Origin of the sequence: Sporofaciens sp. JLR.KK001 (assembly GCF_036941055.1) — a bacterium.
In the GTDB taxonomy this organism is placed as follows: domain Bacteria; phylum Bacillota; class Clostridia; order Lachnospirales; family Lachnospiraceae; genus Sporofaciens.
On record NZ_JAYMNO010000001.1, the window covers coordinates 4,169,862 to 4,189,211 of the forward strand.

Below are 19,350 nucleotides of genomic sequence, written 5' to 3' on the forward strand. Positions count from 1 at the left end.
CTATAGACGCACCGGTACATCTCTCCCGCGAAGATACTCCTTCACTTCCCTGATCTCCAGTTCCTTATAATGGAACAAAGACGCCGCCAGCGCAGCATCCGCCCTGCCGTCCGTAAGCGCTTCATGAAAATGCCGAAGCTCTCCCGCGCCTCCTGATGCGATAACCGGTATCGACACCGCGTCCGCAACCGCTCTGGTAAGTTCAAGGTCATAGCCCGCTTTGGTCCCGTCGCAATCCATACTGGTAAGAAGGATCTCTCCCGCGCCTGACTTCTCGACCCTCACCGCCCACTCAAGCGCGTCAATACCAACATCAATACGGCCGCCGTTCTTGTATATGTTCCATCCGCTTCCATCCGCCCTCTTCTTCGCGTCGATCGCCACCACTACACACTGACTGCCGAACTTATCCGCAGCGTCGCTGATCAGCTCCGGCGTATTGATCGCCGATGAATTAATCGATATCTTATCCGCTCCCTCTCTCAGAAGCGCCTTGAAATCATCAACCGTCCGGATACCGCCGCCCACCGTAAATGGGATAAACACCGTCTCTGCCACCTTGCGGACCATATCCACCACCGTTCCCCTCGCGTCAGAGGATGCCGTAATATCTAAGAATACCAGTTCATCCGCACCTGCCTTATCGTATGCCTGTCCAATCTCCACCGGATCACCCGCATCCTTAAGGTCCACGAAGTTCACACCCTTCACTACCCGTCCGCGGTTCACATCCAGACATGGAATAATTCTCTTCGTATGCATATTAACCCCCGTTCAATCACTCTATCGCCACAAAATTCTTAAGTATCTGAATCCCTGCATCACTGCTCTTCTCCGGATGGAACTGACAGGCGAATACATTGCCCTGTTCTACGGATGCATGGATCTGTGTGCCGTATTCCGTAACCGCCGTCACTATCTTCTCGTCCGCTGCTCTCAGATAATAAGAATGAACAAAATACACATAAGACTCTTCTGGAAGATTCTCAAATAATCTCCCGTTATTCCTGAACTCCAGTGAATTCCATCCCATATGCGGTATCTTAAGTCCCGGCGTCTCCGGTATACGTAAGATCTCACCCTTCAATATTCCAAGCCCTTCCACTCCCGGGGACTCCTCGCTACGTTCGAATAAGAGCTGCAAACCCAGGCAGATTCCAAGAAACGGCGTTCCCTGCTCCACCACCTCATGGATTACCTCATAGAGTCCATACTGTCTGATCTTCCCCATCGCATCTCCGAATGCGCCGACACCTGGAAGTATGACCTTATCCGCATTCAGGACCTCTCTCCTGTCTCTAGTAATGGTTACTTCCTGCCCCAATAACTGCACGGCCTTCTCTACGCTCTTGATATTACCGGCATCATAGTCAAGTATTGCTATCACCCTTCGTACCCGTCCTTCCTTCGTATTTACTGAATCTATTGTACATCAAGTTCAAACCAGAATTCAACACCATTGTCATAATTATTTACCCCATACTTCTGATGAAAAGACTCCATGATCGCCTTCACGATCGACAGACCGATCCCGTTGCCTCCGTACTCTCTTGTATGGGCCTTGTCTGCCTTATAGAATTTCTCCCATATATGCCTGATATCCGAATCGGCAATCGGCGTCCCCGTATTGAATACAGTCACCCTGGCCTTGCCTTCTTCTGTTCGTATCTTCACTTCCACCACCTTCTCCTGCTTCGCGTGATGGAACGCATTACTTACATAATTCCGGACGACCTGCTCTGCCTTGAACTCGTCCGCCCACACATAGACCGGCTCTTCCTGCCGGAAGATCACGGATATCCCTTCCTGCTGCGCTAAGATCTCCATGCTCTTAAGGACTCCCTTCACCAGCTCCGTAAGATCAAACCGCTCGAATACGATGTCCTCGTCTCCGAATTCCAACTGGTTCAGGGCCAGAAGATTCTTCACCATCTGGTTCATCTTCACAGCCTCATCCATAATGACATCACAGTAGAATTCCCGGCTCTGCTCATCCTCATTGACTCCTTCCTTAAGCCCTTCCGCATACCCCTGGATCAGCGCGATCGGGGTCTTCAGTTCATGCGATACATTGCCAAGGAAATCATTCCGCATCTCTTCAAGCTTCTCTTTCTGTTCAATGTCCTTAAGCAGCCTGTTATTGGCGCTCTTCAGCTCTGATATGGTGCTCTCAAGCTTCTCCGACATCCGGTTAAAATTCGCCCCAAGCTCCCCGATCTCATTGCTGCCCCCGCTGGTATATTTGGCATCAAAGTCCAGATCTGCCATCTTCTCCGATAATTCGGCCAGCTCAAGGATCGGATCTGTCAGTCTCCTGGAGAAATACCAGACAGAAATCACCGACAGCAGAAGCAGTACGCTCCCAATCAACAGAAGGAAACGGTTAGAGATCGCCGCGCTCTCCTTGATACTCTCAAGCGGGCTTCTGATCAGGAACTGACTTCCATCCCCGAACTTCCCCCACATCTCGATATAATCCGTCTGATTCCATGGACTCCAGGATTGTGTGATCTGATACTTATCCGTACTCTCAAGAACCCTGCTGTTCTTCTGTGCCTGATTCAGAAGATACCCCAAGAGCTGGTTCTTAAGCTGCTCCTTATCATGCACATTCGTATAGAACCTGCCGGAATGATCCTCTACAAGAAACGATATGTTATTCTTCTCCGCCAGATAAGCCAGTTCCCCCGACGCATTTCCGCTTTTCAGCGCACCATTGGACACAGCTTGATCGAGCGCCTCGTACATCTCGATGAACTGTGTCTTCTTATCGTCGATATAATACGGCTCCAGGAATCGAATATTGATAATGAAAAGAGCCGCCACAAGACAGATCATCAGACCGAGAAAAACAACCATCATCTGACGCTTGATTGAATGTTTCATAATTATTCCACCTCGAACTTATATCCCATGCCCCAGATCGTCTTGATATAGTTCCCCTTGTCTCCGAGCTTATTCCGAAGCTTCTTCACATGGGTGTCGATCGTTCTTGCATCACCGAAATAGTCATAATTCCACACATTGTTCAAAATCTTCTCCCTGGACAACGCAATTCCCTGATTCTCGATAAAATAAGTTAAAAGCTCAAATTCCTTGTAACTTAGTTCTGTCTCTGCGCCGTCTATCTTCACCTGATGCGCCGACTTATCAACACTGATCCCGCCTGCGTTAAGCGTCTGCTCCGCGTCTAACGCATGCGCTCTTCTAAGAATCGCCTCTGCCCTGGCGACAAGAATCTTAGGACTGAACGGCTTAGAGATATACTCGTCCACTCCCAGTTCGAATCCCTGCAGCTCGTCCCTCTCCTCAGAGCGCGCCGTCAGCATGATGATTGGGACCTTCGAAGACTGTCGCACCTCGCGGCATACCTGCCATCCGTCCATATTCGGCATCATCACATCCAGGATCAGAAGCGCGATCTCTTTGTCCTCATAGAATCTCTCCATGGCTTCCAATCCATCTGCCGCTTCTATGACCCGGTATCCCTCCCTCTCCAGGAAATCCTTCAAAAGCTTGCGCATCCTGCTCTCATCATCTACTACTAATATCTTGATCCTATCCATATATTTAAGCCTCCCTGTCTCCGTTATGAAATCTAAATAGCATTTTAGTCAGTATAACAGAAAATCATGTTAAATGTGTGAAAAAATTACAGAATTTTGTCCCTTGTCCTCCCGTCGATTGGATGCTATAATATTCCAGTAATTGTATTGTATCTCACTAGAGTGAGAATGATAACAAGGAGGAATTGAATAATGAAGAAACAAAGACATGACACTCGTTGGATGGTCAGTGTTGCACTTATGGCGGCAATCGTCATCGTGCTGGCGAATACGCCGCTCGGTATGATCCAGCTTCCAATCATTAAGGCGACAACTGTTCACATTCCCGTGATCATCGGTGCAGTCCTTCTGGGACCTTCGGCCGGAGCGATTCTCGGCACGGTATTTGGTATCTGCTCACTGATCAGCAATACCATGGCGCCAACCCTACTATCCTTCGCCTTCTCCCCTTTCATGAGTACATCGGGGATTCCGGGAGCGCTCAAGGCCATATGGGTTTCTGTCGGCTGCAGGATCCTGATCGGGGTGGCGGCCGGATGGCTGTGGATCCTTTTCGCCAGATTGAAGGTGAATCAGATCATCGCCCTTCCAATCGTTGGGTTCGTCGGCTCCATGGTCAACACCATCACAGTCATGGGAAGTATCTACCTGCTCTTTGCGCAGCAGTATGCCGAAGCCAAAGAAGTGGCTGTGACCGCCGTATGGGGGCTGGTAATGGGAACCGTGACCGCATCCGGTATCCCGGAAGCAATTGCCGCGGCGATATTGGTGCTGGCGCTTGGAAAGGTCCTGATCAGTGTATTTAAGAAATCAAACATTGGAATGGTAAGTATGACTCAGACGGCAAAATAGACTGTGTATTTCAAAAAAATATCAAGTGCCAAATAAATAATGCAATTTGGCACTTGACAAATATAGACATTATGTGGTATAAATATCTAGTGTGATTGAGACACATAGGGGATTGGTCAAGTGGTATGATAGGGGTCTCCAAAACCTTTGGCGGGGGTTCGATTCCCTCATCCCCTGTTCTATAACGTACACAAGGATGCTCGGAAGCTTCGATTTCAGAAGGCTTGCGGGTATTTTTATTTTTACAGATTTCAGACTTTACACTGCTATTACCGATTGATATAATGAAATCAGCAAAGCAAATGATACATTCCTACAGAAAGCAGGTGGAATATGACTGAAAAAGAAATGCTTAAATTATCCGTAGAAGAATTCTCAAGATTACAAAGTTATATGCTTTTAGCAGACAAAAAGTCGGACATCTATAAGGCCATGAAGATACGGTACATCGAATTGAAGGTTATACTTACTTCTTCCGGTATTAATCTCTCGGAACTCGACCGCATCAAAGAATAATCAGACAGCACATAATTTAGGACGTAGTAAAATTATCCTTTACTACGTCCCCTCTTTTATCCGCAGTGATGTTCTCCGCCGCATCCATGGCTGCCGCATCCGCCGCCATGATGATTCTCTCCATGATGACCGCACTGTACATCAGGATTGTAGACAAGATTCCCTGCAAGCAGCGCTTCCACAGCCGCGTCTGCGCTTCCGGACGCACCGCCGTACAGCTTAATGCCCGCCTCTGCCAGCGCAATCTGTGCTCCGGCGCCGATCCCTCCGCAGATCAGCGTGTCTACCTTCCATTCCTTCAACACGCCGGCTAACGCTCCATGGCCGCTGCCATTCGTATCCTCAACCCGGGAAGCTGCAATCCTGCCGTCTTCGATGTCATAGATCTTGAATGCCTCCGTATGGCCAAAATGCTGGAAAATATTACCGTTTTCATAAGTAACTGCAATCTTCATCATCATTTCCCCTTTCTTCTTATACTACAAAGTATACATTATTTATCTCATCTGTCAAATCGTCTCCGTATGTGAACTCTTTCCAGCGCTCTTTCCGATATGATAATCTGTCTTCAGCATGTGCATGATGCTTCTGGACGCCACATCCACAATGATAAAGCCAAATGCGATCGCAAGACAGGTCGCAAAGAGAACGATCATTTCCCCAAAAGCCAGCTCAACATCCTTGCTCACACACCCATACATCATATAGTACAGATTCGGTCCCGGAATCAACGGAAATACCGAGGCCGTGAGGAAGATCGTAGACGGCGCCCTGTTGATCCTTGACATGATAAATGCATAGAACGCCACGAACACAGCCGCAACCAGCGTTGCCAGGAAATTACTCGGACGCGCTGCATAGACCACGATGTAGATTCCCCAGGTAAAGAACGCGCCGATCCCCGAATATAAAACCTGTCTTCCGCGTATCTTAAACCACAGCGCAAATCCGATACAAGCGACCGTACAGGATATTAACTGAATCGGTATATTGTGGTTCAGGATAAACCCATCAGAAGCCGCACCGTCAAGAATCATGATGGCAAGCGCGATCCCAAAGGCGATTCCCGCCGCGCCAAGCATAGAATTCATAATGTGCAGCGCGCCGGATATGAAATCTCTCTGCAGCACATCCCTGATCCCGTTCGTGACTCCAAGTCCGCTGATCAGCAGCATAACGATCCCTATCATCACCCGGTCCGGATGACTCCCGATCCCCAGACGTACCGCCGACAGGATGATCATTTCCGACAGAAACGAAAGAATCATATTATAAACCAGCAGGTTGCTCTCTCTCTTCCCAAGCCATTCTCCGACAACAACGATCATCAGCGATACCAGCACCGCAATGACCGCATCCATAAGATTACATCCGAAAAATACTGCAAACCCGGTTCCTCCCATGACTCCCGCGAAATATTTCACTGCCGGGTGCTGCCCTTCCCGGTTCATCACCTTCTGATATTCCTCATGGAACTTCTTCTCATCCGGCTTATTGGCGCACACATATCTGGATAGATTGTTCAGATAATCCAGACGGTCGAAATCAATGTCTGTCGACTCTATATGACGGATCTGTGTAATGATCTCTCCCTCCGGCGTCTCCACCGTGATCTGGAGATTGCTCGGAATCGCATATACGTCATATCTTACAAATCCATAACTCCTGCACATTCTGTACAGACTGTCCTCCAGCCTGAAATTCTCGGCGCCGCTCTGCAGCATCGCCTCTCCCACGTCTAAAATCGACTGCACAATTCTATTGTAATCCATATTCGCAACACCCTCCCAGAATTGACCTTTAACCACTCAATTTTACAAACGGTATTACTTTATCACAATTTTTTTCAATATACAAGTGTAAATGACATCCTGTTTTGATAACTATCCTTATATTTTAAAATACCCACATTACTTTTTCTAATATTACTGGTAATCCATCACATACAATTCGTGCAGCGCACGTGTCGCGCAGATATACCGGAACTGTGTGAAGAACGGATTCCCCCTATCCCCGCCCATCACAAATACCTGATCGAATTCCAGCCCTTTTGCCATATAGAATGTTGTGACCGTAACTCCCTTTCGGAAATTACTGCTGTCCCGGTCAATATAAGACACATCATTCCTGACTGCCTTAACAGCATCATAGACTCTGCGCGCCTCCCGCTCCGTCAGCGTCAGTACCGCAGCCGTCTCATATCCGCCTTCGCCAAGCGCTATCTTATGGAGTACATACTCTACCGCATCCTCACAGGCTGTACACTTGATCTCTTCCACATTCTTCCCATGCCGCTTCATATATTCGATCCCGGTTATTCCCGCAATCTGGCCGGCATATTCCGTGATCTCACTGGTATTCCGATAACTCCTGTTCAGCTCGATCTTACGCGCCTTCCTGCCTAGAAGCTTAGGCAGAAATGTCATAACGTCCTGTACCTTGGCATCTATCGTCTGCGCCCGGTCTCCAAGAATGGTCATATTACAGGAAAACATTTTCTCTAGAATTACATACTGCAGATAAGAATAATCCTGCATCTCATCGATGACCAGATGACGGATATTCCTGTGCCCCGTCACGGTGAACAGACGGTATCTCAGGTAAAGGAGCGGATAGACATCCTCATAAGCCAACATGCGCTCCTCACGGGGCAGACCAGGCAGCCTGTGCCATCCATACTCTTCCAGAAGCCAGTTATAGATCTCATACAGATCTCTGGTCACATACATGCTGTAGAACTGCTCCCTGACACTCTCCATATCCTCATCCGGAAGCTCACAGCCATGCAGCGTCTCATACTCATCTACAAAATATTCCATCACCGCATCCATTCGGGAAAGAAGCGGTATATTCTGATATTGAAAATAAAACATCCGGAGGACCTCTTCCGCCCTCTTAACCATACCTTTATACTGAATATCCTTAAAATCTACCAACCGATCCTCAAGCTCTACCAGAAAGCCCTCCACTGCCGATACATAATCCCCGGACTGCTTCCATCTGTATCTGGCTTCTTCCCCTCTTGCCGTTTCCTTTTCCGTACCGGCCGCGATCTGTCTCTCAATCTGATCCCACCGGTCCTCACAATCCGCGGCAGTCTCTCTAAGCTCCCTGTATGCGAAGAGATCAAAGCTCATCTCCTGTATATTCTCTTCTCCAAGCTCCGGCAGAATATGTGAAATGTAATCCGAAAACACACTGTTCGGAGACAGGATCAGGATATTCGATGATTTCAGATGCCCTCTGTCATGATACAGGAGATATGCGATCCGGTGCAGCGCTATAGAGGTCTTTCCACTGCCGGCAGCCCCCTGGATAATCAGGATCTTGTCCTTCGTATTGCGGATGATCGCATTCTGCTCCTTTTGAATGGTCCGGACGATATTCTTAAGCTGGATGTCTCCGTTGACGCTTAACTCCTGCTTCAGGATCTCATCATCAATCTTGATATCGCTCTCGAATTCATAGATCATCTTACCATTACGGATCTTATACTGCCATTTGGACAGAATCTCCCCTTCCATCAGCCCTCCCGGGGCCTCGTAGGAAGCCAGTCCCTTATCATAATCATAGAACAGGCCGCTGACCGGGGCGCGCCAGTCATAGATCAACGGCATGCTCCCTCTCTCCCTCGCAAAATTCCCAATTCCGATATAGAAGCTCTCTGCTTCCTCATCACCGTCATATACAAAATCCACACTTCCAAAGAAAGGCGAATCCAACATCTTCTTCCATCTATGACGCTGCTTCTGATGCTCCTGGCTTGCGTTGACCTGCGTAAGAAGAGCCTGCTGGTTATCAAAATCCTCATATCCATACTGGTCCATCTCGGCATAGTTCTCCCAGTAATACTCATTCATCTCCGAGATATCCTTCTGTACCTCCTGGATCGTCTCGTCAAGCTCCCGGATTCTTTGCTCTAACTGACCTGTCACATATTCCAAAAATTCTGTTCCTCTGCTCATGCTGCCTTTCCCTATTCCTTAATTCTTAATCACACCAATCTTCTGAAAAACCGGGTACAGGTAACTGGCTCCGAAGGTTCCTAATTTCTTCGGACCCGTTACTACCCCTCCAAGCTCTAACGCCTTATAGAACGCCGTCATGACGCTTGCCCTCGTGATAGACTTATCCTTCCTTGTCACGAACATCTCATTCCCCTTGATAATATAGAAGAATTCCAGATTCTTCGCCGTGTAGAAAGGATAGCCCTGGAACTTTATAATCGCATTCCACAACATGTCTCCAGACTCATCCACATCTCCCATTACCTTACCCAGACAGTCGACCGCATGTTTTTGTTCCGGCGTCATGCCGGTTCCACACTCAATATTATGCTCTATCATCGCTATTTAACTCCATACCTTACAAAACCTTTTTAACTATTCTATAATTCTCTTATAGAATGTGCAAGATAAATCTAAGATATAAGAGGAATAGTTTCCAAATCAAAAAAGGAGACGGCCTCTTCTATCTCAAAGCCATCTCCTTTATCTTATGTCTTTTTAGTATCTCTACTCTGCCTTAAGCGCAACAACCTCGATCTCAACCAACGCACCCTGCGGAAGCGCAGCTACCTGGAACGCAGATCTTGCCGGATAATTCCCTTCGCTGAAGAAACCTTTATACACCTCGTTCATCTTGCCAAAATTCGCGATATCGCTCAGAAGAACCGTCGTCTTTACCACATTGTCCATGGTACATCCTGCAGACTCCAAGATAGACTTCACGTTCTCTAAGGACTGCTTGGTCTGTCCCTCGATATCTTCTGCCACGATTTTCCCCTCTGCCGGACAGATCGGAAGCTGTCCGGATAAGAACATCAGGTTTCCTGTGTTGATCCCCTGTGAATATGGTCCGATTGCTGCAGGTGCCTTGTCTGTGTTTAAAATTGTTTTCATTATAGTTTTTCCTTCTTTCTTTATTGATATTTGGTTATTTTATTATTGTAATAATAATTTATCACTTTTTAGAAAATATGTCAAGTTATAGTGCTTTATATATAAAATTTTGTATTGAATTTTCTCAGATACCGTGAGATAATAAAATTGACTAGAGAAACTTTCAAATATAGCTACAATTGAAATGGAGTAATGTTATGAGATCTAACAACCTTCAACAATACGTTACTATTGTTGAATTTCTTGGAAAGACTCTCGGCCCGGATTATGAGGTTGTCCTGCAGGACCTGAACCCGGAGCATCAAGCTATTGTCGCAATCGCCAACGGTCACATCAGCGGACGCCAAGTTGGAAGCCCCCTAACTGATGCCTCACTTCAAATGCTTACATCCAAGGCCTATGAGTCAAATGATTTTTTATGCAACTACAGGGGAATTGCTGTAAACGGACATGTTCTGCGTTCTTCTACTATGTTTATTAAGGATGATAAGGGAACTCCTATCGGTTTCTTATGTATCAATTTTGATGACAGCCGCTTTCAGGAACTGAATGGAAAGATGCTTGATATAGTACATCCCGGCTCTTTCCTGACACGCGGTCCGGCTGAACATGATACGATTCAGGAATCACCTGCCGTAATGCCTGCCTCTCCCGATGTGATCACGGAGAATTTCTCCATGGATATCTCGTCACTGATGCAGAAGATCTTCGATGACGCCACCGCATCGCTGACAACGCCGATCGACCGGCTGAACCAGCACGAGCGTAAGGATATCATTGAGCAGCTCCAGGAGCAGGGATTATTCCAATTGAAGGGTGCGATTTCTTTCGTTGCAAAGAAGTTCTCCTGTTCCACCGCAACCATATACCGCTATCTGAGCGAGATCAGCGACTAAGCTATAATAACCACCAGCCTGGTGCTCCGGACTGATGGTTATTCTAATAAGTTTTACTGATCGATAGAATCTTTCCAAATATCTGTCATTTGTCTTTTAATCCTGATAGGCATAGATATTATACCTTTTATAGTATTGTATTCTATCCTCTAAAATTTTAATTTCTCCTGTGCAGTCCAAAATATCTATTCCCTGCTCTCTAAAAATATCATCAACACTAATCTCAACAGATTTGTTCTCTTTTTTTCTCATCTCATAAATCAGTTTATCACGAGTAACATAAGTAGAATTTCTGTCATTATTATACTTTGTATCCCCTTTTACTCCAGCTACACCTAAATCCAGAGACTTAAAATCATATAGAATATGAATCATCTCATCTGAACTAACATCATACAAATCTGCAACAATCATATCTATGTATAATCTGATTTTCTCAATTGAATAATCCCTATAGACATTCATGTAATCAATAACGCTTTGATTAGTAACAAGACTTTCAAAAGAAAACTGATTTATTCTAGCTAAAGCAACTGCCGCCAAAGCTGCAATTTTATTAAAACGATCGTCGCTAGAAGTAATCCTTGGGAATGGTACGGTCATCCAATGATAATAATTTAAAGTAATGCTTATTTTTTTTCGAATAATCCAGTCTATTATGAAACTATTCGCTACACCGACCCAGAATAAATGCAAATCCAAAACATCATCATCAAACGAAACTACCGGGACCTTATTTCCGCAAACAGCATCAGGGCCAATCATTGAAGCTAAAACAGTTCTAACATTCTTCTGTCCAGTTATTTCACAATACGCTGCACGGTACCTTTTTTTTATCGAAGTGCAATCATCTTCACTGATATAGTACTGGGGTTTAATATCTCCGTCATAAGAAGTATTGCTTTCCCACACAGCGGTTCTCCCCGTTCCCTTAACATACTTTTTCTTTGAGGAATTAAACTGATGAACCATCCTTCCTTCATATAATGGCAAGTAATGATCCGCATTCTTCAATTCAGTAGAACGATGGAATTTATTACTATCCATTGTCATATCAAATTCTCTGCAAAAAGAGATATTCCATAATCTTTTTTCCTTTTTACCTAATGGTGGATATTTCAAAAATAGTTTTTCCAGAATGACTCTCTCATTTGCGGTTTTACACTCCGGAACCGCCCAAGAGTCTTTGCTGCACAATTCTAAAAATTTCCTACTATATGATATGCTCTCAACTTTTGATATTTTTGAATAATCAAGTTTATAAACATCAATCATATCAAAATATGCTCGCTTAATCTTCCCTGGCTTCTTATTATATCTATATATCAGCACAATAAACTTAAACGAAGGGTGAATCGCAAAAATATGCTTTTTATTTTCAAAATTAAATAGATATTCAATAGTTCCATTCTCTAGCAAATAGTGTCGCAGCCCTGTAGCGCCTTCTGACAAATAAAATGAAGCCGGAATGATATAAGCTAATGTTCCATTTTGTTTTATCAACTTTACACTTAGCTCAAGGAAATACTTATATAAATCTGAATCTCCTCCAGTTTTTGATCCGTCTACAACATATTGTTGATGTTCAAAATTTAAGGACTTTTTCAACTTTCTTGAATACCCCTTAATATAAGATTGATACGCTTCCCACTCCTGAAACTTCTTTTCATCACCTTTTATTCTTTTTTTGAGTACATCACCCTGGAACTCCTCAGTAAGACCACTATTAATTAAATAGAATTCCCGAACGTTGCACTTAATTTTCCCCCATGGTGGATTTCCTATTACACAGTCAAATCCTCCATTTTCAAAAATATCAGGAAAAATATTGTTCCATGAGCTCTTCTTTCCATATAAAGGTGTCAGCAGACTATCACAAGCAACAAAATGCTTACTCAAAGAGATAATCTCCTTCTTTGAAAGACAATATTTGATGCGGATTGACAACTTAAAAATATCTACTACAACCGGATTCTTATCAATGCCATACACATTTTCAATTACAAAGTCTCTAAATTGCAGATCACTTGAATTTTCTCGAATAATATCCAGCAAACCAAATATGAAAGCTCCAGCCCCCATTGCGGGATCAATGTATTTCCTATTTAAAATCTCCTTTTTACTGATACCCCTTAACATCAGTTTTAATGTATTATGTACTAATACAGGGTCAGTAAAATACATTCCAGCATCACTTCTTTTTATACTTTCTTTTACATCATCGGCACCATATTCAAGATTGATTAATGACTCAAACAATTCACCAATATCGTCAATACAATATAAATGTGTATCTATTAATCCGCAAACAAATACATAAATACACTTATACAACTCATCATTGCAGTGTTCCTTATCCTCAAACAAAGAAGAAACCAATATCTTCTTGTTTTCCTTTACAAATTTCAAACGTTTTTTTGTCACATCACCACTATAATTTATAACACCATAACTTTCAGCATAATGAATCAGAGAAGTTTCAAAAAAGAATAATATTACTTCCTCAAATGATGTTCTATCTTCATGCTCTTTGTATATTTGCAGCAAAAAATCTACCACTTTATTATGTAATGCTTTGATATCATGCATCACTATTCCCCATCCTTAATATATATAATCGCTCAATGACATCTTTTCTTTGATTATCAGAGTTATTACTCTTGTATCTCTTATATTTCATTTCTTCAACGACAACTTCACCTTTTGCTGAAAGTACTGTCATAATCTCCTCATGCTTAATTTGACCTTCATCATTATAGCTTAAAAGAAAATATTTGCATCTAGCATGCTCAACCATATACCTTAATGCACCAGGGGCTTTACGTTTATAGCAAAACGCAGATGTTTTTTCTTTCCAATTTCTCATCCCAGTACTGCCAACAAGTTTAGGGTGATCATTCATAACAATAGTCTCAAGTATATGATAATACGCACTATATTGTCTTTTTGTATATGGTGGATCTGCATAGATTATGTCAAAATCATACTCTGCAATAATATCCTTGACATTATCATTCATGATTGCATATCTTGCGCCCGGTTTTCCTGCAACAAAATCTCTTTTTACCATTTCAATAGGTTTAAGAGCTTTCTTCTTCCAATACTTCATGTAACAGCCATATGTACCTGCAATATTACTAACAGCCGCTGTAGCATCAACAAGATCTGCTAATAACAAAGCCGACTCAGATTCAGCTAAAAAACAAGTCCATCCTTCAATTTTTTCTCTAATAGCATCGATTTTTTTTGCATTTTCTACAGAAAAATACATTCGTTCTGTATCACAGTTTTTTATTGATAAAGGTGAATAATTCATAGTAATAAAACCTTCTACGCCATTTAAACTATTCAAATAACATAGTACCGCTGAATAAGGGTCATCTGTTTCTGAAATAATACCATTCTCAACTAATCCTGAAAAAGATGGCGCCTCATCATTTAACAATATTGCCGCCGTCATATTTGCAGATACAACCAAAAAATCATTTGCAGTCACTGAATACCCTTTCTTTTTCAATGCGGCAGAAACACTTCCGGTCCCACAAAATGCATCAAAACAAGAGTGACAACTGTCACTAGTATGTTTAACCAAATTCTCCATTATAAAGTTTTCTAAATTTCTCTTATTTCCCAAATATTCAATACCCATTTAATCAAACCATTTTCAAATCTAAATACGCTAACAAACGACTTTTTAACCTTTCAATATTTGATGGCGTAGATAAGTCACTCATATCTACCGTAATGCTAAATAATTCGTATCTCTTCGAATTATCAAATATTTCCCATGAATGTTCAACAATTGGCTCATTGCTTTCACATGGGCTAATTAGAATTCCTTTATCACAATTATGTGCAACCAAAGAACAAAACAGCTGATAAATATCGCTATTTACTGGCTTTTTCTTTCTTTCATCACTATATATATTCTTGTATTTTGCATCTATCAACAACCGCGGATTGCCATTCTTAAATATTTTATTATCTGGAACAGTATAATAAGATGAAGTATCAGCCGATGTTCCTTTAGCAAATAACTTACTGCTCTGAGCTTCAGATTTCAATGTATATGCTGATGCTTTCAGTTCTTGCAGAATCTTTTCTACAAACTTCTCATATACTACCTCCGTATTAACTACATATCCTATTCCCGATCCATTCTTTGATGTATGCACATAGGAATATCCCAAAGCCAGGTTATTTGCTATGTCTACAGCTTCCTGATATATCGAATATTGTGGAGGAAGTTTTGTTTCCACAGGAATCCGATATTTCTTAGATACATTTGGCATCAATTCAAATAAAGAACGCAATTTTACCTTTATCTGCGCATTCCGTGTTTTTGCACAGAGGGAATTTAAGCACCAATCAAGCAAATAATTAAATTCGTTATCCGTATCAAAGGAATCACATTCATAGTACAAAACACCCGGATGTATTATAACGTTCTGCAATTGTTTATTTAACAGCATCCTGCCTTTTAAATATCTAGAGTTATCCTCGATCATACAATACATATGTATCCTATCACTACTCAAAGCCATACTCATAGCATCATAAAACATCAATGATACATGATCATAAAACGAAAAATAAGCATTAATAACATGAGACGATTTTTGCGAAAACAGTCTGCTGCTTTTTGACCAATAAATCATATTAAATAAACTTTCGCGCCATGTAGTAGATTCCTTTAGAAATTTAGGCATCACTTCTATTTCAATCTTCTTTAACGAAATAACACCAGCAATACCTAAGAATTTCACTTTTCGCTTATTCGCACGTCTATAAATTTGAATTGGCTGCATTCTCAGGCCTAATAATCTTTTCAATCCATCGGATTTATCCTCTATCTCCTCAACAAGCGAATCACCAGCATTTAGAAAAAGGTCATTGAAATTATATTCCACTAATTCTTTTACTAACACTTGTTCCATCTAATTTACCTGCTCACATATTCTTTCCATCCACCTAACTAATTCGATTTCAGACAATTCACTAACCACAAACGACAGCATACCGCCCAAATTTATTTCATCATCAGACGGCTCGATAATCTCATAAGGACTTACTTCCCCAGCTTCCGCTCCAATGACATAAAACAATTGTTCTTCACGATTTCTAAAAATCTCCTCAAGTTGAGGCAAAATCTGATCATATAGTGAAGCCGAAAAACTATTCATTAACTGCGTAGAATCATGGATTTGAGATAGTTTCCACACATATGAATATCCTAAAGTGTAATCTTTTCCCAAGAAAATTTGTATTTTTTTATTAATATATTCCATAAAATCTCGTATCAGAATTCTCAACATTTTAGGATCATGTGACGAGATATCAGATGAATTATTTTCGGAATACTTTTTTCCTCTAATATCGAAATGTGAATCTAATACACTGATTTCCGGATAAATATCCACCCTAAAAAATCTCCTCCTAAGCGCACTATCAAGAGGATAAATTGATTTATCAATCGAATTCATACTCGAGATAGTAAAGACATTCTGTGGCATCAAAAATGGATTTTCTACAGAAAAATTACCTTCAGAAGTTGTAAAATCTAGTTTTTCTCCATTTTTCAGATATGGTAATTGAATCTCCACAGTTCCACTTTGAGAATTAGCATCAGCATCTAACCTTTTATCCGGTTCAATTACGGTAATAAATTCGCCAAACACCTTCGAAACATTAGCTCTATTCATCTCATCAATTATGAGTAAAGCTCTATTTCCCTTTACACGTGCAAATTCTGTTAATTCGAGCAATTTTCCCGGTGTAGGTCTAATATCAATCAGTTTTTTTGATGCACTGTTAGTTGACATCCCAATAACAAACTCTTCATAAGAATAGCTTTGATGAAAAGTTGTCCATGATGATTTTGAGTTTGCATCTGTTCCTGCTTCTGACAAATAATCAAACTCAACCATTTCATCAAACATCATTCTTGTAACACCACCATTATTAAAGATTTGAACAACTTCCTGCATTAAAGTCGTTTTACCTGTTCCTGGAGGCCCATACATTAATAAATTAGTGTGATCAATCAAATCTTTATAAATCTTTTCGGACTGTTCTGAAACGTGAAGTCCAGGAGAAAATATTCCACAATCCGGCGAAGCTGACACCGCATTTTGAAATTCAATCGGAGTATTGTCCAATTCCGCTGCTTGGAGTACTCTTGCATAAAAATAATCATCTGTAGTTCTAACAAGAATAACGTAACTGCCTGTATCAACTGCCGCCGGCATACGAGCAGGATCTATCCACATTGGATAAGCTGTCCCAGGTCTCTGAGAACTAATAATCCAATCCTTTCTTGCCGAATTTGGTCCCATATATTTCAGCGGCAATTTTTGAGTTGATACTGTATTTCCTCTAAAACTATATCCTTCAACCTGAAGAGAAATGTCATATCCACCATTTGCATTAGGATTATTAGTTTCTAACCCGCCAAAAAGAGTATGCAAGTCCTTCGATGCACCAAGTCTAATATCATACTGTCCTTTCGACACTCCTGTCAGCGTGTCAAATGTTGCTTGGTTATAATTTCTCCACATAATAGAGAATACTTTTTTCATTTATGTCTCTCCCATCAACTTTGATTTGATTAATTCATCTAATTTTTCCACTTGCTGCCTTCTAAGACCGAGTATTGTCTTTACTTTGTCTAGACACAATCATTCAGGGAATTAATGTTTCAAGTTAGTTTAGTCAAGTGCTGATTGGTCATTGTAATCACCACGATTCTTAAGATACTGATAAAAGGTTTCGATACCCCAACGTTTTTTATATCCGGAAAATATTTCTTCGGGAGTCATTTCACTATTACTTTGAAGGACATATACACCGAAATACTCCCCTGAAAATTTTATCAGGTCAGTGAGATCCTCGATTGTCGATTTGTCATTGCAGGCGCCGCGATACATTCTTGCAAACAACGGAAGTCCTGTATTGACATCATAACCCATAAGGAGATTAACCTGATCTTCTTTTAGGAGATGAAATTTATATTCTGATTCTCCCAAGAATCTATTTTCCCATAATCAATTCTTTGCACTTCCATTCTTCACCCAGAATACAATATTTTTCTGTTGTATCAAGAACTACATCGCTAAAACCAACTGCTTTATAACAATAATAAGCTGGAAGATTATTCTCAAAAACGCCCAATGATACTCTTTTTGCTCCATATACTTCAAATACAAATTTTAGACCTAACCGGAGCATAGCTTTTCCATAGCCTTTTCCTCTCTTGTAAGGATTAACAATAACAAAGCCAAAACGCAATTCATCCAATGATTCATTCGGGTTCCTTAGGGTAAAAAAGCCAACAATTCCTGTCTCATCAAATGCAGTAAACGGCATTAGAGATTCAGCAAAACAAAATTCCTTTTGTGTTATAGGATAATTACCAAGTATACCTGCTGTCCATTGATAAAATGCTTTTTCATCCTGGCACCACGATAATATTGTATCTGCATCCGAAGCTTTATATGGTCTTATTCTAATCATACATTTTTCCTCGCCAAATTCTGATCCATGCTTCCCATTATACAGGATATCTCACTAAAAATCACTCTCTATTTCCTTATAATTTCCTCAACGTAAAACTCTCCTTCCCGTCATCCCTTTAAAAAATCGCTAAACTCTTTCAGTTCTCTTTTCCTACTCTCCAAAAGACTATTGAACTCCACATTACAGACCGCGCCCTCCAGCGCATACAAATGTACCAGACAGACATTCGGATACCTTTCTTTCACTTTCAGGAAAGCCTGTTTCGCCCCCAGACGGACCAATTCCTCCGCCGAACCAATCCCCACGGAATCCAACTTCCTTGCCATCTCCTTACCAATATTCATCATAGATGTTAATTCCGCCATGTCATTCTCCTTCTTGCAGCCATTAATTTTCCGTTTATTAACCCTTCGGCAAACCACGATTTGATTAAATTATCAAACTCTTCTAATTGCAATTTTCTCTTTTTTTATTATATTTTTGATAACCCCAATTTTTTTACAATTTCTAATTGCTCACACATACTACGTTTAGGAATTTGTATTTGCCTCATAGCTGACTGAGTTAATTTTTTTCTCGTTGCTCCATTTACAATTCCTTCGACATCATAATACATTAAAGAATAGCATAAATAATCCACATTAATCATTTCTTTGGGTTTTAATACATGCGCATACTATCTTTTTCTGTAATCGGAATCCGTTTTGAATCAAGTATTTCGCAACATTCTTCCAAAATATATTTTTTCATCTATTCTTCATACAAATTCCAGATTACTCTTGCATTATGAGCAAGTGTTTAATATAATACCTTTAGTGCTACCCTACTCGGTAGGCGGTTAGTCTTCTCCGGAGGACTGTGACCTCCGTTTACATAAATTGCCCATTTTCATGGAGATTTATATTCAGGAGGATTTTACCAATGCTAACCATTGAAAGTCTCATTGCAGTTATAAGCTTATGCATTAGCTGTTTTGGCCTTGGTTACACCATTGGTCGAAATAGCAATTCACATAAAAAATAACCGCCTCCAGCCTAGACAACTGAGCGGTTATTTTTTAACTAAACAATATCTGGGCTAACCGTCTATCGGTAGCACTATTAC

18 protein-coding genes, 1 tRNA gene and 2 pseudogenes are annotated in these 19,350 nt (G+C 41.5%); 4 read left to right on the forward strand and 17 right to left on the reverse strand.

From position 1 onward, the window contains the following. The 4 genes from hisF to VSQ62_RS21205 are packed head-to-tail and all read right to left on the reverse strand — an operon-like array spanning window position 1 to window position 3,566. Window positions 1-762, reverse strand: a complete 762-nt coding sequence (hisF, locus tag VSQ62_RS21190) for an imidazole glycerol phosphate synthase subunit HisF (RefSeq protein ID WP_334636755.1) — start codon at window positions 760-762, stop codon at window positions 1-3. A gap of 16 nt (window positions 763-778) precedes the next feature. Further along, a complete protein-coding gene (gene hisH, locus VSQ62_RS21195; protein ID WP_334636757.1) occupies window positions 779-1,387 on the reverse strand; it encodes an imidazole glycerol phosphate synthase subunit HisH in 609 nt (202 codons plus the stop codon). 35 nt (window positions 1,388-1,422) lie between these two features. Further along, on the reverse strand, window positions 1,423-2,886 hold the full coding sequence (locus tag VSQ62_RS21200) for a sensor histidine kinase (RefSeq protein WP_334636758.1): 1,464 nt from the start codon (window positions 2,884-2,886) through the stop codon (window positions 1,423-1,425). A 2-nt stretch (window positions 2,887-2,888) separates the two neighbouring features. Next, window positions 2,889-3,566: a response regulator transcription factor gene (locus tag VSQ62_RS21205; RefSeq protein ID WP_334636759.1), complete on the reverse strand. Its 678-nt coding sequence runs from the start codon at window positions 3,564-3,566 to the stop codon at window positions 2,889-2,891. Between the two features lie 192 nt (window positions 3,567-3,758). Here VSQ62_RS21205 and VSQ62_RS21210 point away from each other — a divergent pair, with 192 nt between their 5' ends. The 3 genes from VSQ62_RS21210 to VSQ62_RS21220 all read left to right on the forward strand — a co-directional run bounded on the left by VSQ62_RS21210 (window position 3,759) and on the right by VSQ62_RS21220 (window position 4,934). Beyond that, window positions 3,759-4,418 (forward strand): ECF transporter S component, encoded by a 660-nt coding sequence (locus VSQ62_RS21210; protein ID WP_334636760.1) that lies wholly within the window; start codon window positions 3,759-3,761, stop codon window positions 4,416-4,418. Between the two features lie 106 nt (window positions 4,419-4,524). Further along, window positions 4,525-4,595, forward strand: a tRNA-Trp gene (locus VSQ62_RS21215). A 156-nt stretch (window positions 4,596-4,751) separates the two neighbouring features. Beyond that, window positions 4,752-4,934 carry a hypothetical protein gene (locus tag VSQ62_RS21220; protein WP_334636761.1) on the forward strand — a complete coding sequence of 61 codons (183 nt, stop codon included), beginning with the start codon at window positions 4,752-4,754 and terminating at the stop codon, window positions 4,932-4,934. Between the two features lie 56 nt (window positions 4,935-4,990). Here the strand turns inward: VSQ62_RS21220 and VSQ62_RS21225 are convergent. The 5 genes and pseudogenes from VSQ62_RS21225 to VSQ62_RS21245 all read right to left on the reverse strand — a co-directional run. Next, window positions 4,991-5,410: pseudogene (locus tag VSQ62_RS21225) on the reverse strand (NifB/NifX family molybdenum-iron cluster-binding protein); the annotation flags it as partial. Window positions 5,411-5,443: 33 nt separating this feature from the next. Then, window positions 5,444-6,706, reverse strand: a complete 1,263-nt coding sequence (locus tag VSQ62_RS21230; protein ID WP_334636762.1) for a threonine/serine exporter family protein — start codon at window positions 6,704-6,706, stop codon at window positions 5,444-5,446. 153 nt (window positions 6,707-6,859) lie between these two features. Then, the gene (locus VSQ62_RS21235) at window positions 6,860-8,899 is read right to left on the reverse strand and encodes a HelD family protein (RefSeq protein ID WP_334636764.1); all 2,040 of its coding nucleotides are present in this window, start codon (window positions 8,897-8,899) and stop codon (window positions 6,860-6,862) included. An 18-nt stretch (window positions 8,900-8,917) separates the two neighbouring features. Beyond that, window positions 8,918-9,280 (reverse strand): hypothetical protein, encoded by a 363-nt coding sequence (locus tag VSQ62_RS21240; RefSeq protein WP_334636765.1) that lies wholly within the window; start codon window positions 9,278-9,280, stop codon window positions 8,918-8,920. Window positions 9,281-9,448: 168 nt separating this feature from the next. Beyond that, the gene (locus tag VSQ62_RS21245) at window positions 9,449-9,835 is read right to left on the reverse strand and encodes a RidA family protein (protein WP_334636766.1); all 387 of its coding nucleotides are present in this window, start codon (window positions 9,833-9,835) and stop codon (window positions 9,449-9,451) included. A 197-nt stretch (window positions 9,836-10,032) separates the two neighbouring features. On the opposite strand from VSQ62_RS21245, the gene VSQ62_RS21250 reads away from it, so the two are divergent. Then, a complete protein-coding gene (locus VSQ62_RS21250; protein ID WP_334636767.1) occupies window positions 10,033-10,731 on the forward strand; it encodes a helix-turn-helix transcriptional regulator in 699 nt (232 codons plus the stop codon). A 96-nt stretch (window positions 10,732-10,827) separates the two neighbouring features. Here VSQ62_RS21250 and VSQ62_RS21255 read toward each other — a convergent pair whose 3' ends face one another. The 8 genes and pseudogenes from VSQ62_RS21255 to VSQ62_RS32525 form a co-directional block, all read right to left on the reverse strand. Then, window positions 10,828-13,320, reverse strand: coding sequence for an Eco57I restriction-modification methylase domain-containing protein (locus tag VSQ62_RS21255; protein WP_334636769.1), 2,493 nt, complete (start codon window positions 13,318-13,320; stop codon window positions 10,828-10,830). Beyond that, entirely contained in the window at window positions 13,313-14,380 is a 1,068-nt protein-coding gene (locus VSQ62_RS21260) for a DNA adenine methylase (RefSeq protein WP_334636770.1), read from the reverse strand. The genes VSQ62_RS21255 and VSQ62_RS21260 overlap by 8 nt, the downstream gene beginning before the upstream one ends. 4 nt (window positions 14,381-14,384) lie before the next feature. Further along, window positions 14,385-15,668 (reverse strand): McrC family protein, encoded by a 1,284-nt coding sequence (locus VSQ62_RS21265; RefSeq protein ID WP_334636771.1) that lies wholly within the window; start codon window positions 15,666-15,668, stop codon window positions 14,385-14,387. Then, complete coding sequence (locus tag VSQ62_RS21270) at window positions 15,669-17,309, reverse strand: AAA family ATPase (protein WP_334636772.1); 1,641 nt, start codon at window positions 17,307-17,309, stop codon at window positions 15,669-15,671. A 129-nt stretch (window positions 17,310-17,438) separates the two neighbouring features. Next, entirely contained in the window at window positions 17,439-17,756 is a 318-nt protein-coding gene (locus VSQ62_RS21275; protein ID WP_334636773.1) for a hypothetical protein, read from the reverse strand. Between the two features lie 4 nt (window positions 17,757-17,760). Then, window positions 17,761-18,243 carry a GNAT family N-acetyltransferase gene (locus VSQ62_RS21280; protein WP_334636774.1) on the reverse strand — a complete coding sequence of 161 codons (483 nt, stop codon included), beginning with the start codon at window positions 18,241-18,243 and terminating at the stop codon, window positions 17,761-17,763. A 110-nt stretch (window positions 18,244-18,353) separates the two neighbouring features. Next, window positions 18,354-18,611, reverse strand: coding sequence for a TfoX/Sxy family DNA transformation protein (locus VSQ62_RS21285; protein ID WP_334636775.1), 258 nt, complete (start codon window positions 18,609-18,611; stop codon window positions 18,354-18,356). 107 nt (window positions 18,612-18,718) lie between these two features. Next, a pseudogene (locus VSQ62_RS32525) lies at window positions 18,719-18,904 on the reverse strand (restriction endonuclease subunit S); the annotation flags it as partial. Window positions 18,905-19,350: the final 446 nt, after the last annotated feature.